The organism is Rhodococcus sp. SMB37 (genome assembly GCF_004345605.1).
In the GTDB taxonomy this organism is placed as follows: Bacteria; Actinomycetota; Actinomycetes; order Mycobacteriales; family Mycobacteriaceae; genus Rhodococcus.
This window is the reverse complement of sequence record NZ_SLVY01000015.1, coordinates 80160-105732: the sequence shown is the minus strand read 5'-3', so window position 1 is coordinate 105732 and position 25573 is coordinate 80160. Positions and strand designations below refer to the sequence as shown.

Genomic DNA, 25573 nt, shown 5'->3' with positions numbered 1-25573 from the left:
ACGGACTCGTGCGGCGTGTCGCACCGAACCTGTCGGTCTGCTCAGTTGTATGCCGACCAGAATTCGAGCATGGGTTCTCGCGCCAGTTCCGTTCCCCCTTCCGTGATGAGCAGGGCACTGTCGTCGAACCGGTAGGTCACTCCGGCATTGGTGACCTGGAATCCGTCCGCGACCACGATCGGGTCGTCGATCTCGATGCCGGATCCGTCCTCGACCCTGATTCCCTTGTAGTAGAGGCGGTCGACACCGGTCCTGCACACGACGATGAGCGAGTCCGTGGTGCGTGCGATACCGAGCGCCTCGTTGTCCGCGTTGCACCGCGGACCCACCTCGTCGACGAATCCCTGCGCGTCCGCGTTGGCCACCGTGACAACTCCCCCTGGCGTTCTCGTGCTGGGGGTCCGTGTCGTCGTGGCGTAGGTGGTCGCGGGTGTAGTGCTGGTGGTCGTCACCGGTGTCGTCATGGGGGCGCCCGTGGTCCTGGTTTCCTGGGCGACCGTCACTGTGCCGACGCCGGCCGACGGACCGGCAAACGTCTGCGGATCGACCGAATCGCCTCGCGTACCGACCCACGCGACCACGACACCGACGGCGACGAGCGCGGTGACCGCGCCCGCGATCGCGCCTCGGCGAGTGTTGCTCGTGGAAGCTCCGGACGAGCGCTCCGGGACGTTCGCACCCGCCGCGGGATTCGTGGACTGGCGGGCGGCGACACGGTTCGGGGCTTCACCCGGGTTCTGGTCTTTTACAGGATTCCGGTCCGACGCGAATGTGTGCCGCGCAGCGATCAGGGCACCCTGCGCCACCACCATCTTGGGGTCATCGAGGGTCGCGACCCGCGCCACTCGCGACAATTCCTGGTGCACAAGCGGAATCCGCGACGATCCGCCGGTCAGGTAGAGGGCGTGCAGGGAACCCGGCGCGATACGGGAATCGGCGAGCGCGTCTCGGACCAGGTCCGCCGCCGACTCGACCTGCGGGGTGATCAGCGAATCGAATTCCGGCCGGGTCAGCGACAGAGTCGTCCGGGATCCTGACCCTATGACCGCGACCGTTGCCGAGGGTGTCTCGGAGAGCACTTCCTTGGCGCCGCGGGCGGCCTCGTCGAGCGCACGGATCGCCTCGATACTTCCGGGCGCCCCGTCGGCGAATTCGGCGCGTAATACGGGGTCGCGGTCGGTCACGTGGTCGAGGGCCCAGCGCCGGATGAGTGCGTCGAAGTTCTTGCCTCCGAGAGCGTTGTCGCCCCGCGCGGCCACGACGTCGAACACCCCGGAGTCCGCGATCCGCAGTACCGCGACGTCGGCGGTTCCGCCGCCGAAGTCGAACACGGCGAGAGCAGTACCGGGCTGCAGCGGAGCGGTGCGGGTGTAGTAGTAGGCCGCCGCGCGGGGTTCCGACACGGTGGTGATCGTGGACGGATCGATTCCCGCACGCGAGGCCGCGTCGACCAGCACCGCGACGGTGGCGTGTGACCACGCTTCGGGATGGGTGAGCACTACACGCTCGGGCGGCACGTCGTCGTGCAGTACCGCCGCCCGGCGTATCACACTACGCAACACGGCTGCGATCATCAGTGACGGTGTCAGATCCACACTGCCGGTCCGGATGAACGGCTGCGAGATCAGTCGCTTGGGCGCGGGTACGAAGCCCTCCGGGTGGTGATCTGCCGCATTCTGGGCGGCGTCGCCGGTGAGAATCTCGCCGTCTGCGCGTACGAACACCGCCGAGGGCAGCAGGTTCGACCGATGGGTGAGCGACACCGGATGGATCGAACCGTCGCCTGTCCGGGTGTGTGCGGCGGCTGTGTTCGACGTCCCGAAATCGATCGCGAGCCACCATCGGTCATCACTCATGATTCAGGAGACTAGTACTACACCCCGCACGGAACTTCCCTCACGTTGCCCGGGTCGTGACCCACGCAATTGGGGGAAGCCTCGCAGTGGCCCGGTGCTTCACGTGGTCAGACCGGGACCCGCACCGGTACCGCACTCGCCGTCGTCGATTCGTTGCCCAGTTCCCCGTTTCCGTTCTCTCCCCAACAGAACACCTCCTCGTCGACCGTGGTCGCGCAGGTATGAACGGCACCGGTCGTGATGGTCGTGGCCGCTGCCGGCAGTGTCACCCGGGATGCTGCGGTCGACAGGGTGCCGGGCGCGCTGGTGTGCTGACCCCAGTCCGCCGTACCCCAGCAGGAGACGACGCCGTCCTCCGTCAGCGCGCAGGTGTGCCGCAGCGAGGCAGACAGAGCGACTACTCGACCGGCCATCGAGGTCTGCACGGGTTCGGGGTGCGAATCGCTGGTGCCGTCCCCGAGCTGGCCCCAGCCGTTGTCACCCCAGCAGTATGTCCGGGCGTCTTCGAGGGCGGCGCAGGTGTGTCCGCGCCCCGCCGCGACGAACGCGGCACGTCCGGGGAGTTCGACTTGCAGCGGGTCGGCGATCGCGACGTCCGAGTCGTTGGTGTATCCGCGGCCGAGTTGGCCGGACGTATTCGCGCCCCAGCAGAAGACATCGCCGATGACGGTGGACGCGCACGTGTGGTTACCACCCGCTGCCAGCGACGTCATGGTGGGCAGGTCGATGCGGTAGGGCGATTCGATCAGGTCCGTCCCCTCCTCGCCGATCTGGCCGTTGGTGTTGCGGCCCCAGCAGTAGCCTTCTCCGCCTTCGGTCAAGGCACACGTGTGGTCTTCCCCTGCGCTCAGCGCGGAGACAGCGGCGGGCATGTCGATCCGCACCGGTTCTGCACTCGGGTCGGTGGTGCCGGTCCCGAGCTGACCGAACGTGTTGTATCCCCAGCAGTAGGTCTCGCCGTCGTCGAGTGACGCGCAGGTGTGCTCGCGACCCGTGCCGAGTGCGGAGGCGGGTCCGGGGAGTTCGACCGAGACAGGTGAATATCGGGAATCGGTGGTTCCGTCTCCGAGTTGGCCGGAGGAGTTGAGTCCCCAGCAGCTGACGTCACCGAGAGAATCAGCGCACGTGAACCACCCGCCGGCAGCGACGGTGAACACGTCGTTCTCCGTCGGCGACGGTGCTGGCCCTCCACTCGCCGTGGTGCCCTCGCCGGACCTGAAATCAGGCCAGTACACCACGACACCGATGGCGGCAGCGATCACCGCCAGTACCGCACCGAGCACGGTGAGAGTTCGGCCGGAGACGCGGCCTCGGTTCGACGTATCGGCCGGCCGAGGTGCACGCACCGGCACGGTGGGTGCGGCCGCGGGCCGTCCCGAGCGAGCGGTCGCGATGAGTGCCCCTCGCACGACGACGGTCTTGGGATCGTCGAGGGTCGCGACGGGGCCGACCCGCCCGAGCACACTGTGCACCAGCGGGATCCGTGACGATCCGCCGGTGAGATAGATCGCCTGCAGCCGATCCTGAGGAACGCGGCCCTGGGTCAGTGCGGTACGGACCAGCGCTGCTGCCTGCTCGATCTGCGGGGCGATGAGGTCTTCGAACTCGTCGCGGGTCAGGAGTAGGTTCTCGCGCCACGGACCACCGGCGGCCGTGACCGTCGCGGAGGGCGCATCGGACAGCACCTCCTTGGCCCGCCGCGCGGACTCCTCGAGTGCCCGACGCGCCTGCAACTGATCGGGGCCGGATCCCCGCAGGTACTCGGCGAGTTCGGGGTTGAGATCTGCGAGCTGGGTTTCTGCCCAGCCGCGGACGAGCGCGTCGAAGTTCTTACCGCCGAGTCCGTTGTCGCCGACAGCGGTGACGACTTCGAATTCGTCGTCGGGGGTGCTGCGCAGGATCGCTACGTCGACGGTGCCGCCGCCGAAGTCGAACACAGCAATAGCCGATCCTGCCGTGACGGGGGTGTTATGGGAGTAGAAGTGCGCGGCGGCGCGCGGTTCGGACACTGTCACGACTGTGGACGGATCGATGCCGACCTGCGCGGCTGCGTCGGTCAACACAGCGACCAGGTCCGCCGACCATCCTTCGGGGTGGGTGAGTACGACGCGGGACGGCGGCGCGTTGTTGTTGTGCCGCAGTGCGCGTTGGTAGACGTTGCCGATCACGGCCGCGAACAGGGCTGTGCGAGGCACGGGTGTGCCGTGGACCGACACGGCGGGCATGCTCACGAGCCGTTTCGGTGACGGAACGAAGGCACTCGGATCCGAATCGGCGGCATTGACCGCGGCATCACCGACAAGGATGTCGTCGAGCGACCGAACCGGTACCGACCGGACGAAGACCGACGACGACATGAGGTTGCCGTGATGCGTCAACGAAAGAGTGTGGATGCCCGTCCGTGGATCGGTCACGGCCGCAGCGGTGTTCGACGTGCCGAAATCGATCGCCAGCGACCGGTCCCCATTGCTCATGGCTCAAGAGCGTAAGCGAGGCCATGCGGACACACCGACCCAGCAGGAACCCGGCGTCGATGAACACGAGTGGTGCCGCGTTGCCGTGGCTCTCCTGCCTCGCTGCGGTTCCGCTAGGCGACGGAGTGTTTGCCGCCCTCCCGGACGCCGACCGCTCCCCGCGGATGCGCTCGGCGCAGACTCCGGACTCGTTCGCCTGCGGTATGAAACCGGCCTGCTGCCGGCCCCGGCGTGATCATCAGGTGCGCCACGATGACGCATACGCCTGTGAGCGCGCCGTAGAGAACTCCCGACACGACCGACCCGGTGACCATGACCACCGTGGTTCCGATGATGAGTGCTGCTGACAGAACGAGGATTGCCAACGCCCTGCCCTGTGACGACCGCTCCCCCGACTCGGCGCGATGTTCGCCCATGATTCCCTCCCGTTCCCTCCCCGGAGCGGACTCGACCGCGCTTCGTCGAGAGATCGAAATCATCGAGATGCACGATCGCGGTATCCGAATGGACCGAAAGTTCCGCTCTTCACCCGCCACGCCCGGGCCGGCAGCGTAGCGGATAACGAAACACTACCAAATGTGATGAATATCTCGCAACCGAGCTGTGGTGCGTCACCAAGCTGTTGCATCTCGGGACCGGCCCACCTCACTCAGCGCCGCCCTCGCCCTCGTCCTCACGAACACTGTCACCGACCGCGCTGTCCCCCGACCAAGTGGCCCAAAGCCTGGCGTACCGCCCTCCCGCAGCAACCAACGCCTCGTGGGTTCCCGACTCGCAGACCAGACCGTGCTCGAGTACGACGATCCTGTCCGCGGTGGCCGCCTGGGTGAGACGGTGCGCCACCACCAGCGAGGTCCGGGCGGCCACCGCGGCGGCAGCCGCACTCTCGAGATCCCTGGCCCCGGCACTTCCGGCTTCGGCGGTCGCCTCGTCGAGCACAACGACCGCGGGGTCTACGAGTAGGACGCGCGCGAGTGCGAGTTGCTGCGCTTGTGCGGCGGTGAGCCGATGACCGCCCTCGCCCACCACCGTGTCGACACCGGCGGGCAGCGCACGGACCCAGCCGGTCGCACCCACCGAGGCGAGCGCGAGTTCGACGGCCCGATCGTCGGCGTGCGGCGCCGCGAGTCGCAGGTCGTCGCGCAGTGTGCCTGCGAAGGTGTGCACCTCCTGGGTCACGATCACGAGGTGGTCGCGGATCGTTCCCGTGAGTTCGGCGAGCGGCACGCCGCCCAGGAGCACCTCGCCGGAATCCGGGATGATGCTGCCGGCTGCGATCGACGCCAGTGTGCTCTTACCCGACCCTGTCGGGCCGACGAGCGCAATCCGCTCGCCGGGGGCGATCATCAGGTCGATGCCGTGGAGCACCTCGTGCCCGTCGTAACCGTGGCGGATGCCGCTCAGCTGTAGGCCGGAATCCGAGGGCGTGCGAAGGTCGGCCGGCGGCGGCGGGTCCTGGATCGAGACGACGCCGACCAGCCGCGCCAGGCTCGCGCCCGCCGATTGCACTTCGTCGAAGGTGAAGAGGATCGCGGCAATGGGATTGAACAACTGGTGGAACAACAGCGCTGCGGCGGTGACCTGACCGACCGAGACCGAACCGTTGTCGACGAGAACGAATCCCGCGGCCAGGATGCAGGCCAGACTCACGTACTCGGCGCGGTTCCCGCGGCTCGCGAACCGTGCGAAGATCCCGAACACGTCGATACCGAGCAGCCGTGCGCGGTCGGATGCCTGGTCCACGAGGTCGCGGTGTACGGCTTCGGTCCCGTAGGCCCGCACGGTGCGCTGCCCTTGGATGCTGCTGATCAGGGCCTGGGATCGCGCTCCCATCGCCACGCGCTGCGCAGCGTATCGGGGCGCGGACCGAGGCAGGTACCAGCGCAGCGCCAGGGTGTACATGGGGACGGCGATCGCACCGGCGAGTCCTAGACGCCAATCGATTCCGACCATAGTGGTCAGGCTCACCGCGACGAGGAACAGTGCGGAGATCACCGGGGGGACGGCCTCGGAGACCGCCTTGTCGATCACTGCGACGTCATCGCCGACCCGGGCGAGCACGTCGCCCTTACCTGCCTGCTCGACCGTGCGCATCGGTAGCCGCAGGGTGCGCACGACGGCCGCTTCACGGAGACGGGCGAGCACCGTGGATCCCAGTACCGCGACGAAGTATCCGGCAAGGCCGGTGAACACGCCCGCCGCGATAGCGGCGACGGCGATGATCGCGACGATCCCGCCGAGTGCGGAGATCGGTGCCGACTCACGAACGCGGTCGATGAGGACCCCGAACATGTAGACGGGCAGCACAGTGGCCGCGGCGCCCAGCGCTGCCGTGACGACCCCCGCTGCTGCGACGACCGATCTCGTGCGGACCGCGCGGCCGAGCCATGCCCATGATTCGCCGGCTGTGGCGACCGGCAGCAACTGACGCTCGGTGGCCGAGTTCAGGTCGGTCATCGCACGACCACTGTCTGGTACACCGCGTCGGTCTCGGCGAGCCGATGGTGGGTCTCGGCGGCGATGACGCGACCGTCGTCGATCACGATGACGCGGTCGGCGGCGGCAAGAAGCGCGGGACTCGAGGTGAGCACGATCGTGGTGCGCGGGTCGGTTCCGTGCCGGAGTTCGAGGAGCCCCTCCGCGATGTTCAGTTCGGTGACCGAGTCGACCGCAGTGGTGGGATCGTGCAGGACGAGCACCGGTGGATCCGCCACGAGGGCCCGCGCCAATGCGATGCGCTGCCGCTGGCCACCGGACAGTGTGGTGCCGTCGTCACCGACCGGGTGATCGAGACCCGCAGGATGCAGGTCTACGACATCGCGGGCGGCGGACGCCTCGAGTGCACGTTCGAGGTCGATCGACGCGGCAGGGCCACGTCCCGCGGTGATGTTGGACCCCAGGGTGCCCGCGAACAGGAAGGTGTCGTGCGGTTCGGCGAGGATCAGGGTGCGGGCCAGCTCGATCGGAAGGTCGCGGGCGAGCACCGATCCGACAGTGAACGAGCCGGTGTAGTCGCCGGCAGGAACCTGCGACGACAGCAGCGCGAACACCGCATCCGCGTCCTCCGGTCGGTATGCCACGATTCCGACGAACTCGCCGCGCGCGACGGCGAGGTCGAGCCCGTCGAGTGTTCGGTACCGCAGATCGGCCAGTTCGAGTACCGGCCCCTGGTCGCGGTGAGTCACGTCGTCACGTCCGGGATCCAGCAGCGGAGCGCTGTCGAGGACGCGCGCCACCCGATCCGCCGACCCTCGTGACGCCGCGACGACGGCAGGGACCCGCGCCAGAGTGGTGAGTGGTTCGATCAGGAATTGAGCAAGACCCACCACCGTGATGACCTCGGCGAGACCGATTCGTCCGCTGAGTGCCAGCCAACCCGCCCAGCCTGCGATCGCCACTGCGAGCAACGCGCTCGAGGTGGTCGAGACACCCGCGAACAGCGAGCGGACCTTCGCAGCGCTGAGCGTGGCGGTCAGGGCGTCGGCGCTGACTGCGCGGAAACGCTCCCCTGCTGCGGCCTCACCACCGATACCGCGCAGCGGACGCAGCCCTGTGACGAGATCTGTCGCGACGCCCGACGCGGTCCCGATGCGAGCCTGTTGCTCGGCGGTTCGGTGCGCAATGACCGGGGCCGCGAAGTGCAGCGCTGCAAATAGCCCTGCTGTTCCGACGAGAACGCCGAGACCGAGCGGAACATCGATCACGAACAGGATCACCGCCGTCGCGATCACCGCGACCGCGCTCGCGACGGCCCGCGCGACGAGGTCGAGAATCCAGGTAGTGCGATCGGCGTCGGAGGTCGCGACGGAAAGCAGTTCCCCCGCGCGCATGTCGGTGCGGACGCCACGTGGACGCAGGAGGGTGTCGGTGACTTCGACGCGGAGGCTGTGCCCTTCCCCTTCCATCGCTGCGACGACGAGGCGTGCGCCGAGACGCCAGGAATAGGTGAGGGCGATGAACAGCAGCGCGAGGGCGGCGAGCCAGGCCACCAGCGCTGTCCGATCGCCCGGGGCGATGGCGTTCGCGACGATCGCTCCGATCGCGACCGGGACGAGCGCCTCGAACAACTGGTGCAGACCGCACAGCACCACGGCGACGGTCATGCTTCCGCGGTGTCGCCGCAGTGTCCGCCACAGCAGCGCGCTTCCGTGCGACGCCTGCATCTGCGTGTCCACCGGCACCTCCCGTTTCCGCCGGGGTTCACCCTAGGTGACGGCGACACCGAGGATTCTTCCACCGCCAGAAGTTTCAGAATTTTTGAAACCAGTGCCCAGGTAAGGCTAGGCTGACCCAACAGTTCGGTTGGGACGTCCCCTCGCCCCGCCCCGTCGAAAGGCATCCATGCACAACAGACTCGGCCGTGCCCTGCGCCGGCCCCAGCTCATCGCGATGGTCGCGGCCGGTGCGCTCCTGCTCGGGGCATGTTCGAGCAGTGACAGCGGATCCGACACCGCCGCGTCCGGCGACTTCGAGCCGGTGACCATCGAGCATGCCCTGGGCACCGCCGAGATCACCGAGGAACCCGAACGCATCGTCACGCTCGGAATGGGATCCGCGGAGACCGTGATCGCACTCGGCACTGTTCCGGTGGGCATCGAAGAGTACTCATGGGGCAGCGACGAGACCGGCTATCTGCCGTGGATCCACGAAGAACTCACCGAGCGCGGCGAAGAACTGCCCGCCCAGTTCACCGGTGGAACCGAGGTCGATATCGAAGCGATCGCGACGCTGGAACCCGATCTGATCCTCGCTCCGTGGTCCGGAGTCACCCAAGAGCAGTACGACATGCTCGAAGGAATCGCGCCGACCGTCGCCTACCCGGAACTGCCGTGGACCATCACCTGGCAGCAGCAGATCGAGACGATCGGCACCGCGATGGGCAAGCACGACGAGGCCCTCGATCTCATCACCGAGATCGACGACACTTTCGCGAATGCGGCCGCCGAGCATCCTGAATACCAGGACGTGAGTTTCTCGTACATCTACAACACCGGCCCCGCGACCCTCGGCGTGTTCCTCGCGAACGAGCAGCGTGTCGCGATGGTCCGCGGACTCGGACTCACCGTCGACCCGGTCGTCGACACCCTCGAGGAGACCGAGGGCACCGACTCGTCGGTCATCGGACTCGAGAACGCGCATCTACTCGCCGACTCCGACCTGATCTTCACCTTCTACAGCGATCCCGCCAATCGCGCCGAGATCGAGGCACAGCCGGTCTACCAGCAGATCCCGGCGATCTCGCGGGGTTCGATCGTGGCTCCCGAAGAGCAGCCGTTCGTCACCGGGTCGTCGATCATCAACCCGCTCACGGTGCCGTGGGCGCTCGACCGCTATGTCCCGATGATCGACGAAGCGATCTCGAAGCTCGATCGGTAAACGGCGGGCACACACCGAGAGGGTGGGGGCGGACGAGTGTCCGCCCTCACCCTCGTTCGTCGTCGCGTGCGGTCTTGAACCGCTTCCACTCGGCGCCGAGTTTCCGGTTGTCCAGCAGCCAGCCCATGTAGTCGCGCATGTTCTCGACCCGGACATGCGCTGCCGATTCCGGGTCCACCCGCGCGAGTGCTTCCTCGGCGAGGGCCCGTTGGCTACGCAAGTACTCCTCCTCGATGTCGAGAAAGCCGCCCCATACATCGTCGGCCATGACGAAATAGTGGGCACGCTCCCCCGCACGCCGGACCCGCTGCACGAACCCGCGGGCGACGAGTCGGCGAGTGTAGGTCGATACCGAACCCCGGCTCGTGCCCAGAACGCGGGCGAGCTCGTCGGCGCTCACCCCGCCCGATTCGTCGACGAGCAGGTAACCCGCGATGCGCCCTTCGATCCTCGATGCTCCACCCGTCTGCCAGTAGTCGGCGAATCGTTCGACGAACCACGACCTGACGCCGGTGCCGTCCGCCCCGCTGGAACTGCTCATGGCAGCCATTGTCGCAACCCACTTCTCGTCCGTTGTGCGGGTGGTACGTCTATGGGCCATCGACGGAAAGCGCTAGTGTGCGTGCATGGCAGGCAACGTGACCCTTCGGATCATGCGTCTGCGGGCGCTGATCGACCACCCCGGCACCGGTGACGGTGAACGCGCCGCAGCACAGCGCATGCTCGACAGGACCCTGACCGCGTCACGCAGCCCTCGGCACTCCGGAGACCGGACGTACGGTGCCCGGCACCACCGTGTCGGCCGACACTCGAACCTGTCGCGTATCGCGGAGATGATCCGCGAGGACATCGCTTTCGCGCGCGTCGTATTCGCACCGTCGACACAGCCGTCCCGACCCGCCGTGCACGACCCGATTGCAGATGCGCCTGCCGACGTCACCTGTAGGGTCTCGCGGCCGGTGACATTTCGGGACGCTGCGATCTGCACGTTCGCCCGTTGTCTCATGGTGTGGCCTCCGCGATTTGTCTCAATGCTATGGCATTTCTTCAGGAACATTTCGAAGCGCGCGTGCCCGGCGGTCGTGTCGGCGGGTGACCACACCCATCTTCGCTTGCAGGATCGTCCCGTCGATGATGACAGGGAACAGGAACGCGATTTCTCGCGGTTGGGCGGGCCTGGATCGACAAGTCTCGTAGCGCTCTGAAGCCGAGAATGAATGATGCTGCGGCGGTTCCCCACGGTGATGGCGATCGACCGATCGATGTGAGGATGCCGGGTAAGTAGGGTGGGGTATTGGGCGAGTATGCAGGTCAGCGCAGTCAGACGTGGATCCGCGTCGGCGGTGGCTGCGAAGGCCTGGCCTGGTAATCCGCCGATTCTGTCGCCGCCACTACCAGCACCCTGCTACGTTTTGACGAGGCTACCTGCCCGAAATGACCGACTCAATCGCATATCTCTCAGTAGCATCACTTCAACTGCGGATTATTATCCGCAGGTCATAACAACTAGGTGGGGTGGGTTGAATGAATCATCTATCCAAGTCCGTCAAACGGTTCGCCGGAGTCGCCGCCTTGATGTTTGGATTCGCGGCAGCAAGTGCTGTCTCACCATTGGGTGCGCCGGCCAATGCTCAACCTCCAGCGTGCGGAATCGCTACGATATGCACGTGGTCTGGGCCAAATTACACGGGCGCACGCCGAGATTTCACCGTCAACGCACAGGCGTATTGTGGCCCAACTGTCATTTCTGTCCGCTCGGTAGTTAATAACGTTGGACCCATCGATTTCTGGTCAGGAAATTGCTCAGGATCCTTGCGTACAGTATGGGGCTTGTCGTCTAATCCGGACCTGGGATTCGATGCGCAAACTGTCGGATGGTGTTGGCTCTGCGAATGATTGGTATTTGAATCGACAGGCTGAGAGTAGGTTTCTATTGCAGGCATCGGCGATGTCGCTGAGATTATTGGGAATCACAGCAGCGGTATTTATGACGTCTTTCGGGTGCGGGAATGATAATGTTCCAGGATCGGAAGCCCCTTCGAATTCTGCCGATACCCAGACTGGCCAAATAGAAGTGGGGACCCCTCCATCGACGCCACCGACCGAGGAGAATTCAATTCCCCGGGATGAGGGCTCACCGCCCCAAGCCTCAGGGCCGATCGTGGTGGATATTCGGATCGAGACGAATCCCGAATTTGACCGCATCGTGTATGAGTTCGATGGCGTCGGTACCATCGCATGGAAGGCCGAGTACGTCAGTGAGGCGGTTCCGTTTGGAGGCGGTTTTCCGTTAGAGATAAATTCTCCTTCCATTATTCAAGTCGACATGATGGGTACTTCCATCGAAGTGGATGAACAGGCAGTCTCGTATGGCGTATCGAACCCGCTTGTGGAACCGGACGCCGCAATTGTGTCTCGTCTGTATTTGAGACCGAGCGCAGGCGCGGGCGGAATCGTTCAGTCTGTGGTCGGTGGAATTACTCAGTCGTTCATCGGGGTGCAAGGCGACAGGCCACCCTTCCGTGCGAAGGTACTGGACCATCCATCGAGCCTTGTTCTCGACATTGCGACGATAGGGTGATCGGGTGTCGTGTAGAGGGTCCGCTCTAGTAGTCCTTGAGAAAATCGGGGCACAGCACTGATCGCACGCGCCTCGGATGCCCGCACAAATGTCGATAGAAAGTTAGCTTGTTAGAAATCTGCTTTGATTCTTTAAGGTCTTGGTTCCGTTGAGCTATCCCGGCGAGTCGCCAGCAACCGTCTGTTGACCGTCTCGCTGGATGACGACCCCGAGTGTGGGGAGCGTCAGGTTCAGTGCTGCTGAGATGGCCCGCATCAGTGGCGGGGATGATCGTGATGGTCGGCACCTTCAGTGTGACGAGGAACTGATGGATGCCGGCGCCTCTGCCCATGATCCCGGCAAATTCCGCGGGAGTGCCGGCCTGATGCGAGAGGTATCGATGGTCCCGGTAGGGGTCGATCCCTGCCTTCGTCGAATTTCGCTTATCGTCCAGCGGGATCGGGTGCCCATGCTGCGGGCCGGGGGTGCTCGGCGGCTGGGGGCATGCCCGGTGATTTCCGTGTAGTTCGAAGACCCGGTCCGTGCGTCACGATCGACGGAAGTTGCCCATCGGTGTGCCTCGCTCAGTTGTGCCTACGGCACGCCTCGCTCGGTGTACGTATCGGGATGCCGTACCTTTTCGCGATCCGGCTCATCCGGGAGACATCGCGGCCCACCTCGTGTCCCAGTTCCCGCAAGGTTCGCCGCTGATTGACGTACTGGTCGTGGAACCACTCCGGATCGATCGGGGGTCCACGGGTGTGGGGTGTGACGTACTGGTCGTAGAGCCAGGCCGGATCGACCGGGGGCCCACCGGTGTGGGGTGTGATGCCGTGCTGCCGGGCCAGTCGACCCGCCGCCTTCCTGCTGACGCCGAGCAGCGCGCCGATGTCGGCGAGGGTGCGGCGCTGCACGACATACAGGTCGATGAACTGCGAACGACTCATCGCTTCCTCGGCCGTGTGCCGGGCGGCGCGTCGCCCGGACCGCTGTGCGACAGTGGACGATGCGGGAGCGGGGTGGTGTTCGAGGAGATAGCGGATCACCTCGACGGTGGTGCCCAGTTGCCGCGCGATCTCCGAGAGCGCGATGTGGTCGCGGCGAGTCAGACCATGCAGGTCGACGAGGTTCACTGCGGCGGGATCGGGGCCGGGCAGACCGAGCCCGTCGAGCAGATGCGGTGGGGGATGCCACGACACCGGTTCTGCGCCGAGTCCCTGGTCGTCGAGGAACCCGCGGGCCGCCTCGTCGAGCAGCGCGGCCAGTGCGGGGGTGAGTTCGCGCGGGAACTCGGACAATCTCGCGCGGACGTCGTAACCGGCCGCGAGGAACGGGACCGGGACGCGGGGAGCCCGCTGAGTCGTTCGAATAGCAGGCAGCGGACGAGGTCTACCTTCTGGCCGGCGCCGGGCGGTGTGCCGGTTCGGCGGCAGATCTCGTCCCAGAGTGCGTCGGGCAGCAGGGCTCGGTAGTCCAGGCGGCGGCGCCGGTCGTAGTCGATCGGGGGCGCCTCGGTGCCCAGGTGGTCCGCCAGTCGGGTCAGCGCGGTCAGGGTGTCGCCCCAGTGTGGAGAGTTCCGCAGGGAGGCCAGCGTGCGGGTGATTCCGCCCGCTCGGACCGCAGATCCCAGGCGGTCGGCGGCCTCGCCGACGGTCAGGGTGGTGCCCACCAGCATCAGCGCCGCCGACAGGGCCGGTCGGACCTGCGTCGAGCTGCACGGCGGCACCGTGCACTGCAGCGACCATTGCGGCCACAGCAGGGACGGGATGCGGCGGGCGGCGTCGTCCACGGCGGTGGCGCTTGCCGACGGGTAGCTCGGAACCGCGGCGGCGCTGCGATACCGCAGCTGATCGACGGCGCGGACGAACAGTGGCCGCAACGCGGCGAGCTGGATGGCCGCCAAGGTCGTGCTGGTGTCGCTGCCCCAGTCGCAGATGGTTCCGGCGTCGACCTGCCGGCCCAGACGCCGACCGCCGTGCACCAGCCACCGCAACGCCTCGCCGGCTTCGGCGATGTCGGGCCGCTCCAGCACGGCCGCGGTCGCGGTCACCGCGACGGCCGGCGCGGTCGCCCCACCGGCCCTCGACAGCTCCGATCTTCGTACCGGTACGGCGGATGCGGAGGACCGAATCCGGGTGAGCGCGTCGGCGAGGTCGGCGGGAACCCGCTCGGCGATCGCTTCGGCGGGGCCGTAGGCGAGGACGCGGGAGGCGAGGGCGTGCAGATCGGCCAGCACCGCGCGGGCCGGATGGGGGTGGTCGGCGTACACCCCGAACGTGCCCTGGCCGCAGGTGAGGGCCTCGAGCACCCGGTGCTGCGCCCGTATCGCCGGGTGATCCGGGCGCAGCCGCAGTACCGGCGCCGAGGTCAGGTCTGCTCCGCACCGGGCGAACCCCGGTGGGCGAGCGGTGTCCGCGCTCCGGTGGGCGCAGTGGCCCGGACTCGGAACCAGTCCGCGGAGGGGACGGCTACGCCGTTGGAAGCTTCCGCAGTCCGGGCAGGTGTCCGCCAGCAGGCAGTGGTGGTCGAGGCAGGCGAACACGCACCCCAGCCGCCACTGCAGGTGCCACCGTCCGCCGGACTCGGCCAGGCAGTGCGGGCAGTACCGGGATCGGCGCCCGCGGCCCCAGGGCCACCCCACGGCGGATCGCCCCTTCCCGTCGGCGAGCGACAGGGCGATGCCGTCGTAGCGGGCCAGCGTCATCGCCTCGACGGTGGTAGTGGGCAGGTCCGCCGCCGTGGCGATGGTGTCCACGTCGTTCGGGCGCAGGTGCATCGGCCACCTGCTCGGGCGCCGACCCCTGTCTGCGGCAGTGCTGTCGTCGGGGCGCAGGGCCGTGTCCAGGTCACCGAATGTCGTGCCGGTGCGGTGCGCGATGGCCTCGAGCCAGGAATCGATCGCCTCTCCGGGCAGCGGGGCCACCCGGATCGGCAGGGACCGCACCTCGGTCATCGGCGGCGGGGCGGCCGGGTGGTGATGCGCCGCGCCTCGATCGCAGCCTGCAGTTCTCGCCGCGCGGTCTCGGCGTCCTCGTCGTTGCTCACTGCGTCCAACACGCCGGTATCGAGGCGTTCCCGGCCGCCGGCGACCGCGCGATGGCAGCCGCGGTTGATCAGCACCATCAGCGACCCGATGTGGCCGGTACTGCGGGCGAACAGATAGTCCGACAGATCGTCGGCGAGCATGCCGGGATATTTCTCGGCCAGCACCAGCCCCTGCTCGATCGCCAACAGCATCGTCCGCCACTCGCGGCGGCCGGTGTCGGTGTCGATGACGAACGGCCGCATCCCCACCAGCGTGGTGCGCCGCGCCGTCTGCGCCTCGGCGAACAGGCCACGGTCGGCGAGCTTGACCCCGATGAACACCACGGTGACCGGGAACTCGTTGGCGACGTACTTGAAGTGGTTGCTGATCTCCACCCCGCTGGTGGCGTGCAATCTCAGGAAATGCAGATCATCGATTACCAAAAGCCGTGTCTCGCAGGAGGTCACACAGTCCAGGGTGCGGCGGGACAGGTCGGCGCTGGTGCCGCGGGTGGTCCCGGGGTGGGCGTAGAACTCGAGCATCGCCCGGTTGAACTCCTTGAGCCCGGTGTTGCCGGTCAACCCGACCCGGCACACCGGCCACCGCTGGTGCCCCTCGCGGGTGTGGGTGCCCTTGATCCGGATCTCACGGCGGTGGAACGCCTTGGCGAACGCCAACACCGACGTCGTCTTGCCCAGGCCGGGGTACGCGTCGATCGCGACCGCGCCCTTGGCCTTGTCGCCGAACTGGAGGTTGCTGTCGACCACGGTCGAGAGCTGCTCGTGCAGCGCGGTCAGTTGTGGGGTCCGGATCGGGCCCAGGTTCGCGTGCCACAGCTGCCGGAAATGGTTGTAGACCTCGGCATCGTCCGCGCTGAGCGCGCGCAGTTGCGTGTGGGTCAGCACCTGCGGCGCGACCAGGGAAGGGGCGTCGGCGAACTCGCGCCACCCCTCCTTGCGGGAGAGCGCCACGTTGCCCAGCGGCGCGTAGTCCTGCAGACGCTGCCGGATCAGGGCGATGGTCACAGGTACTCCAGCGCATCGGCGTAGAAGTCGCCGTCGTCGGGCCGGTCCGGTTCGTCCTCGGCGTCGTCATCACCGATGTCCTCGCTGGTCTGCGCGGCGTCGACCGGCGCCGACGTGCCGTGACGCGTCACCGATGGCGGTCCGGTCGGGTCTGTCGGTCCGTCCGGGTCGAGGTCGAGGTCGAGCGCCGCGTCCTCGCGTGCCATACGCAGGGCCATGCGCCGTTCGGTCATGCTCGATCCGAGGCCGAGGTTCCATCGCTCGAGCAGGTCGGCGACCGCGATCCGGTCGTCGGGGTAGGTGCACTTCGCTCGCGCCAGCCTGCGGGCGAACGCCAATGCGTCCTCGCTGAGCGGAATCTGCATCGACCGGGCGTGCTCCCATTCGAGCGGGTACCACCGCCGTGAGGTCGGATCCCGCAGGTAGATCCGGGTGATGTCGTCCGGGTCGACGTGCAGTGGCCACCACCGGCCCCTGCCTTTGCCTCGGTCCGGGTACGGGCTGGCGCCGTCGCGGCATCCCGGTGGCAGCTCGCCGTGGTAGCGGCGACCGTGCACCTCGAACCCGTAATGCTGGAGGGTGCGCCACTGCACCTTCAGGAACTCGTACCCCAGGTCCGGATCGCGGGGCACCTCGATGTAGCCGGCGCGGGCGATACCGTGCTCGAACATCACCGCTGGCGACATCTTCACCGACGGCAGATGCGGATCGAGCAGGCTCTCGTGCGGCCGGTGGTGATACACCACCGCCACCCACTCCCGGATGATCGCCTCCAACTCGTCGAGGTAGAAGAACGCCTCCGACTCCGGCGCCACTCCCCGCGAGTGCACATCCGGGCCCTTGTAGCCGGGCAAGGCCTGCAGCAGGTCCTCCCGGAGGGTGCGGAAGAACCGCTCCACCGGCCCCTTGTCGCGGCCGGTCCGCAACCGGGCCGGCTGGATCGAGATCCCCATCCGTTGACACACACTGGTCAGATGCTCGGAGACGTAGATCTTTCCGTGGTCGATCACGATGGTCTCCGGCGCCAGTGCCGGACTCGCCGCCCCGGCCATCGGCCCGTCGATCGCCGAGGCGTCGACCAGCAGCGACCGTGGAATCCCGTGTTCGGGCCACACCGCATGCGCGGGCCAGTCCTTGCCCGCCGGGCGCGGCCGGAACGCCTGATACAACGTGGCGGCGGCATCCACTGCCTTCGTCGACACCGGGGTGAGCCGGATACCGACGATGCAGCGGGTGTACCAGTCCATCCCGACCGTGAGCTCGGCCTGCACCCACCGCAGTGTCACCGGATCCAGCGCGAACACGTCCAGCCGTGTCGCGTCCATCAACAGGTACTCACCTGGCCGGGTCGGGCGCAGCTTCCCGTACGGCCCGTCCGGTCGGGTCGCGATGTCGCGGTTGCGTGTGGTGCTCAACCGGAACGTCGGGTGCCGCCGCTCCAAGTCCTCGAGTATGCGAAACGCCGTCGCCCGCGACGGCAGCCGCACCACGCCTGCCCTGAACCGCGCGATCACCCGGGCGTTCGTTCGTTCGATCACCATCGTCCGCGACAGCCGCGACTGAGCGGTGTGCTCGACCATCACCTCCAACGCCGTCTCGACCCAGCGCTGGTCGCGCTGCTCCAACGGCCTATTCCCGGCCGCTCTGCCCGAGGCGAGGCCGGCCTCACCGCCGCGGCGATAGTCACCGACCCAGCGCCGCAGTGTCCGCACCCCGATCCCGAGCTCCGCGGCCTTGGCCGCATACCGCCTCGTCAACGGCACCGCCGGGCCGTACTCGCCGCGCGGTTCGCCCGCCGCCGGCAACTGCTCGCTACCCGACCTGTACCCGGTCAGGACCTCGCGCACATGCTCAGCCCGTTCGAGCAGCTGGATGCGGTCGGGTTCGGTCAGCATCGCCGTCACGACGGAAGACAACTCGCCGGGGTCATCGGAGGACGGCCCGGACTCCTCGGGGATCACACGCGCACTCTCTGAGGTCAGCAGCTCTCTGATGGCGACGCGGCGGATCTGACCGTTCGTCTTGGTTCTGAGCACGACCTCATTGCCCACGGCGGTTGCGATCATCTCGATCACCTCGACGATCTCACCGTCGTACATGAACCGAGTCCCGACACCGACCCGCGCCGCTGCTCCACTCATGGCGCGGTCCGCACCACGCTGGCGGCGGTCAACCTCTGGGTCATGTCCACACTGAACTCCTGCCGCCACAGCAGATGCAGCAGCGCCGCTCGTATCGACGGTTCCGGATAGGCAGGCACCGCAGACAGCGATTGTCCGAGCGTGATCCCCTCCCGCGCTGCACTTCTCACCGCGTCGAGTACATCTGGATCGAACAACCACGCCCGCCGATAGCCGGCGAGGAACCGCACATTCTCCAGCTCGATCGGTGGCGGCTCGCTCCACACCTCGTACCGCCATCCCCGCTCGGTCACCACCGACCTGGTCCACTCGAACGTGAACGCCACACTCTTCGACTCCAACCGCCGGCGAGGTTTCACATCCACGATCACCGGTCCAGCGTTTGACAGCAGTAGGTAGTCCGGAATGTGCCGGCGTTCCTTGCCGTCGACAGGGCACCGCAGCAGAAACGGCTGCGCGGCAATGCGCTGCACCCCCACATCGAAGTCCGCGAACAGCAGCCTTGCCAGCTCCAGCCGCGATTCGTAGATCACATGATCGGACTCGGTCGCCGCCCAATAGGTACCCGAATAGTGCTGCTGACCTCCATGCCAGCGGAAGGTCCGCCACGGCGCGGAGGCGACAATGTCATCGACCGCGACCTCAGCCAGCGGTCGGATCTCCTCGGCACCGTCCACTGCACGGCGGCGGGCGAGCAACGTCGTACGCAGATCCACCAAACCGGCAAGCGATTTCGATGATCCGACCACCGTAGCGTTCCCCATCGCGGCATCTCCCCGCTTCGGAAGTAACTCGTTGGATCATCCACCCGTTACGCGGCTCCGCGACGCAGCCACGCCGAAGGCAGTCTCACCCAAATGGCCAACTGGCCACCGAGTGGCCATCTCGGATGAGATTTGGCCACGGGTCTCGAGACCCTACATCACCTATACCGTGCGGACACCCCATGATTCCGAGGTCGTGATCACCTTGGAGAATGTCCCGCAGGATTGGGGATGGGTGTCGGAATTCGGAATCGACACCCCGAGTTCGGCGCTCCGAGCACTCCTCGACGACCTCGCCGACCTCATGAACGGATACAATCACGACGGCTCCGACATAGGCACACGCTTCTTCGGCAGAGTGCGCGTGGGCGACGAAACCCTGATGTGGTGATGTGGTGATCAGCGGACGTTGACGTCCTCCCGGCCGTGAACGACCGAGATTCCTACCAGCGCCCGCTGGGCGCTTTCGGTGGGTTCCTGTTTCATCGAGTCGCGCTCCTCGCTAGGCGGAGAGACTTACCGTCTCTCCGCAGGCGTTTCGCCTCTCCGCCCGTCCAGCGGCGAGGATATTTCGTGCTGCATTCAGATCCCGGTCGTGGACCACACCACACCCCTGACAGGTCCACACCCGCACCGACAACGGTTTCGGACCGTCCGAGACGCCGCATACCGAGCACAACCGCGACGACGGGAACCAGCGGTCCACCCGCTGGAAGACCCGCCCATAGCGGGCGGCCTTCTCCTCGAGCAACCGAGTGAACATCCCCCACCCGGCATCGTGCACCGACTTCGCCAACCGCGTCCGCGCCAACCCCACGACACACAAATCCTCGACATACACCGCTTGGTTCTCGCGGACGATCGCCGTGGATTGCTTGTGCGCCCAATCTTTGCGGGCATCGGCCACCCTCGCGTGAGCCTTCGCCGCGCGGGTACGTGCCTTGGCCCGATTCCTGCTGCCCTTCGCCTTGCGAGACAGATTCTGCTGCGCCTTGCGGAGTCTGCGTTCGGCCTGGCGGAAGAACCTCGGCGACTCGATCACCTTCCCATCCGAGAGGACCGCAAACGTCGTCAAACCCAGATCGATCCCCACCTCCGCATCGCACTCCGGCAACGGCACATCGGTGGTCTCCACCACGAACGACGCGAAATAGCGGCCCGCCGAATCCTTCACGACCGTGACGCTGCTCGGCTCCGACGGCAACTCCCGTGACCAGGCGACTTTCAGTTCGCCGACCTTCGCGATATACAACTTCCCGTTGTCCCGGATACCGAACCCGTTCCGAGTGAGCCGGATCGACTGCCGAGTGTCCTTGCGAGACCGGAACCGCGGAGCCCCGACCCTGCGGCCCTTCCGCTTCCCGGACAGTGAATCGAACCAGTTCCGATACGCGCGACGCGCGTCCTGACAGGCTTGGACCAACACCACCGACGCCACCTCGGCCAGCCATTCCCGCTGCGGAGTCTTCTTCGCGTCGGTGACCACCTGTTTCTGCACGGCGGTGTCCGAGATTTTCGCCCCCGCCGCATACGCGTCCTGCCGGGCGCGCAACGCATCGTTGAACACCACCCGCGCGCATCCGAACGACCGGACCAGCATGTCCTGCTGGCCGGGCGTCGGATACACGCGGTAGCGGTATCGAAGTTGCACGCCCGCACCATACAAGCGACCACCGACACACACCGCTCTAGGGATCGGCTGTCCCCGGCCGTGAACGACCGGGCTTGCGCCGAAGATAGTGCGGTCACGAGCCGTCCGCGAAAGAAGGCGAGTCGGCGTCGACGAACCGGTGATCAACAAGGACCGGAACGCAGTCGCTGCTCCGCACCTCGGACGCGATCTCCACGTCGCGGGCGAATCCGATCTGGGCAAGCTCGCGACCCGAAGCACAGTCCTGCAGGACACTCGTGACTCGACCGGCGACCACATCCCACGCAGCGCGCGCCTGCTCAGCTTCGGGCGACAACGACCCGAAACCGTGTGCGCCCACCAACTCGGCGATCACCGCACCCGCGCCCCACAAGTCTTCCACTGCCGGCCGCAAGGACCCGTCCGGCCATTTCTCCCCCGCCGCAACAACGGCGACCACCGCGGTCGGATGGTGCCGGGCGATCCACTCGCCCACGGCATGGAAGTTCCGTAGCGACGCTCCGAGACACGTCGAGGCCCGCGAATCCAGGTCATACGCGATCGACGACCCGTTCGGTGAGGGAAGGACCAGCCGCTCGACAGTGCGCGCGGACCGGATCGTGCCGGGTGACAGGCTCACTGCGCCCGGCGTCATCTCCTGCCGCCCCCCCGCGAGCACCGCGTCGTGTGCGGCCGCGTAGGCCTCTGCGGTGTCATCCCGCCACCGATAGGGCAGGACGTCGATGCCTTCGTCGAGCGCGACGGACAGCGTCGTGGTGAACGAGAGAACGTCCACCACGACCGCAACATCCGCGCCCTCGGCGATTGCCGCGGCGCCCCGCAATCCCCAGTCGAATCGGATCCGGGAATCACCTTGCCTGTGTGCAGTGTTCATCCGACTGTCGTTCATCCGGGTACCGTTCATCGGACTGTCAACGTCGGTGCGCCATCCGCTTGATGATCGTGTCGCCGATCGACTGCATGATCTGCACCATCACGATGAGCACGACCACAGCGACGAGCAGAACCGGGGTGTTGAAGCGCTGGTATCCGTAGACGAGCGCGAAGTCGCCGAGGCCACCGGCCCCGATCACGCCGGCCATGGCCGAGTAACCGACGAGAAGCACGAGCGTCAGCGTCGCACCGGCCACGAGTGCGGTCGTCGCTTCGGGCAACAGCACTTTACGCACGATCTGGATGTTCGTCGCGCCCATTGCCTCCGCGGCTTCCACACGTCCACGTGGCACTTCCCGTAACGCGGACTCGACAATGCGTGCGAAGAACGGGATCGCGCCGATGGTGAGCGGCACGATCGCGGCGGTGGGGCCGATTGCCGTGCCCACGATGAACCGCGTCACGCCGATCAGCGCGATGAGCAGGATGAGGAAGGGCAGCGAACGGAAGAGGTTGACGATCACGCCGAGTACGCCGTTGATCAGACGCTGGGGCCACAGGCCGCTCGGCCCTGTGATCTGCAGGATGATCCCGACGAGTATTCCGCCGATCACGGTGAGCACGAACGAGACCCCGACCATGTAGAGGGTCTCGAGTGTCGCGACCCAGACTTCGGGAAAGACCTCGTACCAGGCGGTCTTGTTCATTCGGACAACCCCTCGAGGTCGGTGTCGGTCCCCCACGACAGGGTCAGGTGTTCACGCTCGTCGACGAACCGCGCGATGCGGTCACGATCGGCTCCGGCAGCGAAGCGCAGACGCAGGCGGCCGACCGTCACATCGCCCACCTTCTCGACACGACCACCGACGACAGCAATATCGGCATCGAGCTCCCGGATCATCTCCGAGAGCCATGGCCCGTGTGCGTAGTCGCCGATCGCGGTGACGAGCGCGGTGTCGCTGATCGCCCCGGCCGACGGATCGTCGCCCACCGGCACGATCGCCGCGCCGAGCGCCGAGCCGGGGTGTGCGACGAGATCCGTGATGCGACCCGTTTCGACGATGCGACCGGCCTCGAGCCGGGCCGCGGACGTACAGACACGCCTCAGCACACCGAGTTCGTGGGTGATGATCACGACGGTGACACCGAGGCGGCGGTTGACCTCCACGACGAGATCGAGGATCTGGTCGGTGGTGTCGGGATCGAGGGCGCTGGTCGCTTCGTCGCACAACAACACATCGGGTTCGGCGGCAAGGGCGCGGGCGATGCCGACGCGTTGCTGCTGTCCCCCGGACAGTTGCGACGGGTAGGACTTCTCCTTGCCCGTGAGCCCGACGAGATCGATCAGCGCCTTCGCACGTGACCGTCGTGCGGCCTTGCCGACACCCCCGACCTCGAGCGGAAACTCGATGTTGCCGACCACGGTGCGCGAGTGCAACAGATTGAATTGCTGGAAGACCGTCCCGATGCGGCGCCTCGCCGACCGGAGCTCGGAGCCCGACAACTTCGACAGGTCGTCGCCGCCGAGCAGGATCCGGCCGGACGTGGGTTCTTCGAGGAGATTGAGGCAGCGCAGCAGAGTGGACTTCCCCGAGCCGGAAGGGCCGACTATCCCGAAGATCTCCCCATCCGCGATCTCGAGATCGATACCCTGGAGTGCCATGACTTCCCCGGCGCCACCGGCGCCGGGGAAGGTCTTGACGAGAGTGTCGACGACAATCATCAGTTCGCCGGGTGCACCGGAACCACGGAGCCCGAGTAGGTCTCCTCGATCCATGCGGCAGTCTCGGGGGACTCGAGCGCCTCGGCGAGCGCGACCACGATCGGATCATTCTCGTTCTCCGCGCGCACCACGAGGAGGTTGGAGAACGGGTTGCCCTCGACTTCTTCGGTGAAGATGGAATCGTCCGCCGGAGTGAGCCCGGCCTCGAGTGCGTAGTTTGAGTTGATCACCGCGGCGGTGACCTGTGGGTCGTCGAGCTGACGCGCGAGCTGCGGGCGCTCGATCTGGATGAACTCGAGGTTCTTCGGGTTCTCCGTGATGTTCGCTTCGGTGACCACCGACAGATCGGCTTCGGTGAACGGCACGTCCATCGTGATCAGCCCCGCGGATTCGAGCAGGTACAGCGCACGCGCATAGTTCGTGGTGTCGCGCGGGACCGCGATCGAGTCGCCGTCGGCGATCTCGTCGAGCGAGGTGACCTTGTTCGAGTAGAGGCTGATCGGCTCGAGGTGCACGTCGGCGACGGCGACGAGGTTGTCGACTCCGTTCTGCTTCTGCCAATCCACGAGGTACGGCTCGTGCTGGAAGAAGTTGGCGTCGACATCGCCGGCGGCGAGCAGCTCGTTGGGGTCGATCTCACCGGTGACCTCGCGAATATCGAGCGAGTAGTCGCCGAGCGCACCGGTGCTCACGACCTGCTCGAGGATCTCGACGTGCGGTGTGGAGGATGCAGAGATGACCAGGGTGTTCTCGTCACCTCCCGACGACCCACAGGCTGCCAGGCCGAGACCGAGGACAACAGCTGCCGAAGCGGCGGCGGTGCGACGCAGGAACATCGTTTCTACCTTCCGTGGTGGAGACCGGTCCGCGGCGCGGTACCGGGTGGAGCCGGCGATGGATCACCTGTCGAACGACCGCGCCAGATCTGTGTGATAGCGGTCCGTGACGTTGGGATGTGCCCGCAGTCGCGACTTCAGGGCGTTGAGTCCGTACACAGAATGCAAGGTACCGCCGTGGACGTCGGTGCCCACGCCTTTTGCGGCAGCGGCCAGGTCGTCGGGGAGCTCGACAGTGGGCAGCGCCTTGTCGAGACCCGGGTTGAGGAAGAACGGCAGTGACACCCGGTCGGACCCTGCCGGCGGGGGCAGTACCCGATGCACGGTTGCCTTGAGATAGCCGCCGGTGGCGAATTCGAGGAGTTCGCCGATGTTGACGATGAAGTGCCCGGGCAGCGGATCGACGTCGAGCCAGGCTCCGTCGCGTTCGACCTGGAATCCACCGCTGCCGGGTTCGGGATACAGGAGGGTGAGCGCACCGACGTCCTTGTGGCTACCGACCCCCTGATTCGTGACTGCCCCATCGTGACCGGGATACCGGGCGATCTTGAGGAGCGGATCGGGTTCGGCGAACGCATCGTCGAAGAAAACGGCTGGGGCTCCGAGTGATTCGGCCCAGGCACGAAGCAGGCGCATCCCGACTTCACTGCAACGGGTGATCCAGTCGAGGGACTCTTCGCGCAGGCGTGGCACCTGTGACGGCCACTGGTTGGGCCCGTGCAGCACTTCCCATGGGCGCGTCGGATCGATGTCCGTGACCGCCTCACGCTCCGGCCCGATGTCGAGCTGCTCCCGCCAGTCGATGTATCCCTGGGTGTGTTCGCCGCCCACGCGGGTGTAACCGCGAAAGTGCGGCGAGTACGAGTTCTCGATCTCGAGCTTGTCGACCTCGGGCAGCGCGAAGAATTCGCGTGAGGACGCGATCAGGCGGCGCGCGCTCGACTCCTCGATGCCGTGGCCGGCGAGGTGGAAGAATCCGATCTCGTGCGTGACCGTCCGCAGGCGGTCGAGGAGCGCCTTGCGCGCGTCGTCGCCCCGGTCGAGGTCTGCGAGATCGATGATGGGCAATGTTGCCGAGTCGGGCATGAGATGGATCCTTTCTGGACGCGACGTGCCGTCGCATGCAGGAACGGGTTCGGCAGCGGGTTCATTCCGTGGACGACTGCGGGCACGGAGACTGCGGGCGGAACCGGAACGTCGAGGAGATCCGGGGAATCGCCCCGGGAGGCACCATCAGAGACTGCGACAACAACACACGGAGGCATGGAC

21 protein-coding genes are annotated in these 25573 nt (G+C 66.6%); 4 read left to right on the top strand and 17 right to left on the bottom strand.

Features of this window, described 5'->3' with window-relative positions:
- Window positions 1-41 precede the first annotated feature (41 nt).
- The 5 genes from EV641_RS21975 to EV641_RS21955 all read right to left on the bottom strand — a co-directional run bounded on the left by EV641_RS21975 (window position 42) and on the right by EV641_RS21955 (window position 8493).
- Window positions 42-1856 carry an Hsp70 family protein gene (locus EV641_RS21975; RefSeq protein ID WP_132474533.1) on the bottom strand — a complete coding sequence of 605 codons (1815 nt, stop codon included), beginning with the start codon at window positions 1854-1856 and terminating at the stop codon, window positions 42-44.
- A gap of 107 nt (window positions 1857-1963) precedes the next feature.
- The gene (locus EV641_RS21970; protein WP_132474531.1) at window positions 1964-4330 is read right to left on the bottom strand and encodes an Hsp70 family protein; all 2367 of its coding nucleotides are present in this window, start codon (window positions 4328-4330) and stop codon (window positions 1964-1966) included.
- A 113-nt stretch (window positions 4331-4443) separates the two neighbouring features.
- The gene (locus tag EV641_RS21965; protein WP_054718833.1) at window positions 4444-4746 is read right to left on the bottom strand and encodes a hypothetical protein; all 303 of its coding nucleotides are present in this window, start codon (window positions 4744-4746) and stop codon (window positions 4444-4446) included.
- A 229-nt stretch (window positions 4747-4975) separates the two neighbouring features.
- On the bottom strand, window positions 4976-6787 hold the full coding sequence (locus tag EV641_RS21960) for an ABC transporter ATP-binding protein (RefSeq protein ID WP_132474529.1): 1812 nt from the start codon (window positions 6785-6787) through the stop codon (window positions 4976-4978).
- Complete coding sequence (locus tag EV641_RS21955) at window positions 6784-8493, bottom strand: ABC transporter ATP-binding protein (protein ID WP_132474629.1); 1710 nt, start codon at window positions 8491-8493, stop codon at window positions 6784-6786. Before EV641_RS21955 ends, EV641_RS21960 begins: the two co-directional genes overlap by 4 nt.
- 178 nt (window positions 8494-8671) lie before the next feature.
- Between EV641_RS21955 and EV641_RS21950 the strand changes: the two genes are divergently transcribed.
- The gene (locus EV641_RS21950; protein ID WP_132474527.1) at window positions 8672-9706 is read left to right on the top strand and encodes an iron-siderophore ABC transporter substrate-binding protein; all 1035 of its coding nucleotides are present in this window, start codon (window positions 8672-8674) and stop codon (window positions 9704-9706) included.
- Between the two features lie 46 nt (window positions 9707-9752).
- Here the strand turns inward: EV641_RS21950 and EV641_RS21945 are convergent, their stop codons facing one another.
- Window positions 9753-10247 (bottom strand): MarR family transcriptional regulator, encoded by a 495-nt coding sequence (locus EV641_RS21945; RefSeq protein WP_054717935.1) that lies wholly within the window; start codon window positions 10245-10247, stop codon window positions 9753-9755.
- An 85-nt stretch (window positions 10248-10332) separates the two neighbouring features.
- Here EV641_RS21945 and EV641_RS29320 point away from each other — a divergent pair, with 85 nt between their 5' ends.
- Window positions 10333-10911, top strand: a complete 579-nt coding sequence (locus EV641_RS29320) for a hypothetical protein (protein WP_158289205.1) — start codon at window positions 10333-10335, stop codon at window positions 10909-10911.
- A gap of 653 nt (window positions 10912-11564) precedes the next feature.
- Complete coding sequence (locus tag EV641_RS29540) at window positions 11565-12287, top strand: hypothetical protein (protein WP_199233354.1); 723 nt, start codon at window positions 11565-11567, stop codon at window positions 12285-12287.
- Between the two features lie 563 nt (window positions 12288-12850).
- On the opposite strand, the gene EV641_RS29925 is transcribed toward EV641_RS29540, so the two are convergent.
- From EV641_RS29925 to EV641_RS21910, 5 genes are read right to left on the bottom strand one after another with little or no spacing between them, the layout of a single operon-like run.
- The gene (locus tag EV641_RS29925) at window positions 12851-13465 is read right to left on the bottom strand and encodes a hypothetical protein (protein WP_241997399.1); all 615 of its coding nucleotides are present in this window, start codon (window positions 13463-13465) and stop codon (window positions 12851-12853) included.
- Entirely contained in the window at window positions 13396-15219 is a 1824-nt protein-coding gene (locus EV641_RS21925; RefSeq protein ID WP_241997398.1) for a TniQ family protein, read from the bottom strand. The genes EV641_RS29925 and EV641_RS21925 overlap by 70 nt, the downstream gene beginning before the upstream one ends.
- Complete coding sequence (locus tag EV641_RS21920) at window positions 15216-16316, bottom strand: TniB family NTP-binding protein (RefSeq protein WP_132474521.1); 1101 nt, start codon at window positions 16314-16316, stop codon at window positions 15216-15218. The genes EV641_RS21925 and EV641_RS21920 overlap by 4 nt, the downstream gene beginning before the upstream one ends.
- On the bottom strand, window positions 16313-18457 hold the full coding sequence (locus tag EV641_RS21915) for a DDE-type integrase/transposase/recombinase (protein WP_132474519.1): 2145 nt from the start codon (window positions 18455-18457) through the stop codon (window positions 16313-16315). The genes EV641_RS21920 and EV641_RS21915 overlap by 4 nt, the downstream gene beginning before the upstream one ends.
- Window positions 18454-19221 carry a TnsA-like heteromeric transposase endonuclease subunit gene (locus tag EV641_RS21910; RefSeq protein WP_132474517.1) on the bottom strand — a complete coding sequence of 256 codons (768 nt, stop codon included), beginning with the start codon at window positions 19219-19221 and terminating at the stop codon, window positions 18454-18456. The genes EV641_RS21915 and EV641_RS21910 overlap by 4 nt, the downstream gene beginning before the upstream one ends.
- A 169-nt stretch (window positions 19222-19390) precedes the next feature.
- Here EV641_RS21910 and EV641_RS21905 point away from each other — a divergent pair, with 169 nt between their 5' ends.
- Window positions 19391-19612: a hypothetical protein gene (locus EV641_RS21905; protein ID WP_132474515.1), complete on the top strand. Its 222-nt coding sequence runs from the start codon at window positions 19391-19393 to the stop codon at window positions 19610-19612.
- 111 nt (window positions 19613-19723) lie between these two features.
- Here EV641_RS21905 and EV641_RS21900 read toward each other — a convergent pair whose 3' ends face one another.
- The 6 genes from EV641_RS21900 to EV641_RS21875 all read right to left on the bottom strand — a co-directional run bounded on the left by EV641_RS21900 (window position 19724) and on the right by EV641_RS21875 (window position 25390).
- A complete protein-coding gene (locus EV641_RS21900; protein WP_132474513.1) occupies window positions 19724-20872 on the bottom strand; it encodes an RNA-guided endonuclease TnpB family protein in 1149 nt (382 codons plus the stop codon).
- 94 nt (window positions 20873-20966) lie between these two features.
- Entirely contained in the window at window positions 20967-21746 is a 780-nt protein-coding gene (locus EV641_RS21895; RefSeq protein ID WP_132474511.1) for a 2-phosphosulfolactate phosphatase, read from the bottom strand.
- Between the two features lie 37 nt (window positions 21747-21783).
- Window positions 21784-22452: a methionine ABC transporter permease gene (locus EV641_RS21890; protein WP_054713532.1), complete on the bottom strand. Its 669-nt coding sequence runs from the start codon at window positions 22450-22452 to the stop codon at window positions 21784-21786.
- Window positions 22449-23522 carry a methionine ABC transporter ATP-binding protein gene (locus EV641_RS21885; RefSeq protein WP_241997397.1) on the bottom strand — a complete coding sequence of 358 codons (1074 nt, stop codon included), beginning with the start codon at window positions 23520-23522 and terminating at the stop codon, window positions 22449-22451. The genes EV641_RS21890 and EV641_RS21885 overlap by 4 nt, the downstream gene beginning before the upstream one ends.
- Window positions 23468-24304 carry a MetQ/NlpA family ABC transporter substrate-binding protein gene (locus EV641_RS21880; protein ID WP_132474509.1) on the bottom strand — a complete coding sequence of 279 codons (837 nt, stop codon included), beginning with the start codon at window positions 24302-24304 and terminating at the stop codon, window positions 23468-23470. Before EV641_RS21880 ends, EV641_RS21885 begins: the two co-directional genes overlap by 55 nt.
- 63 nt (window positions 24305-24367) lie before the next feature.
- Window positions 24368-25390: a 2-oxoglutarate and iron-dependent oxygenase domain-containing protein gene (locus EV641_RS21875; RefSeq protein ID WP_132474507.1), complete on the bottom strand. Its 1023-nt coding sequence runs from the start codon at window positions 25388-25390 to the stop codon at window positions 24368-24370.
- Window positions 25391-25573 lie beyond the last annotated feature (183 nt).

Bases quoted from the DNA above. Each gene is read 5' to 3' on its own strand.
- EV641_RS21975 (WP_132474533.1), bottom strand. From the start codon at position 1,856: ATGAGTGATGACCGATGGTGGCTCGCGATCGATTTCGGGACGTCGAAC.
- EV641_RS21970 (WP_132474531.1), bottom strand. From the start codon at position 4,330: ATGAGCAATGGGGACCGGTCGCTGGCGATCGATTTCGGCACGTCGAAC.
- EV641_RS21965 (WP_054718833.1), bottom strand. From the start codon at position 4,746: ATGGGCGAACATCGCGCCGAGTCGGGGGAGCGGTCGTCACAGGGCAGG.
- EV641_RS21960 (WP_132474529.1), bottom strand. From the start codon at position 6,787: ATGACCGACCTGAACTCGGCCACCGAGCGTCAGTTGCTGCCGGTCGCC.
- EV641_RS21955 (WP_132474629.1), bottom strand. From the start codon at position 8,493: ATGCAGGCGTCGCACGGAAGCGCGCTGCTGTGGCGGACACTGCGGCGA.
- EV641_RS21950 (WP_132474527.1), top strand. From the start codon at position 8,672: ATGCACAACAGACTCGGCCGTGCCCTGCGCCGGCCCCAGCTCATCGCG.
- EV641_RS21945 (WP_054717935.1), bottom strand. From the start codon at position 10,247: ATGAGCAGTTCCAGCGGGGCGGACGGCACCGGCGTCAGGTCGTGGTTC.
- EV641_RS29320 (WP_158289205.1), top strand. From the start codon at position 10,333: ATGGCAGGCAACGTGACCCTTCGGATCATGCGTCTGCGGGCGCTGATC.
- EV641_RS29540 (WP_199233354.1), top strand. From the start codon at position 11,565: ATGCGCAAACTGTCGGATGGTGTTGGCTCTGCGAATGATTGGTATTTG.
- EV641_RS21925 (WP_241997398.1), bottom strand. From the start codon at position 15,219: ATGACCGAGGTGCGGTCCCTGCCGATCCGGGTGGCCCCGCTGCCCGGA.
- EV641_RS21915 (WP_132474519.1), bottom strand. From the start codon at position 18,457: ATGAGTGGAGCAGCGGCGCGGGTCGGTGTCGGGACTCGGTTCATGTAC.
- EV641_RS21910 (WP_132474517.1), bottom strand. From the start codon at position 19,221: ATGGGGAACGCTACGGTGGTCGGATCATCGAAATCGCTTGCCGGTTTG.
- EV641_RS21895 (WP_132474511.1), bottom strand. From the start codon at position 21,746: ATGAACACTGCACACAGGCAAGGTGATTCCCGGATCCGATTCGACTGG.
- EV641_RS21890 (WP_054713532.1), bottom strand. From the start codon at position 22,452: ATGAACAAGACCGCCTGGTACGAGGTCTTTCCCGAAGTCTGGGTCGCG.
- EV641_RS21885 (WP_241997397.1), bottom strand. From the start codon at position 23,522: ATGGATCGAGGAGACCTACTCGGGCTCCGTGGTTCCGGTGCACCCGGC.
- EV641_RS21880 (WP_132474509.1), bottom strand. From the start codon at position 24,304: ATGTTCCTGCGTCGCACCGCCGCCGCTTCGGCAGCTGTTGTCCTCGGT.
- EV641_RS21875 (WP_132474507.1), bottom strand. From the start codon at position 25,390: ATGCCCGACTCGGCAACATTGCCCATCATCGATCTCGCAGACCTCGAC.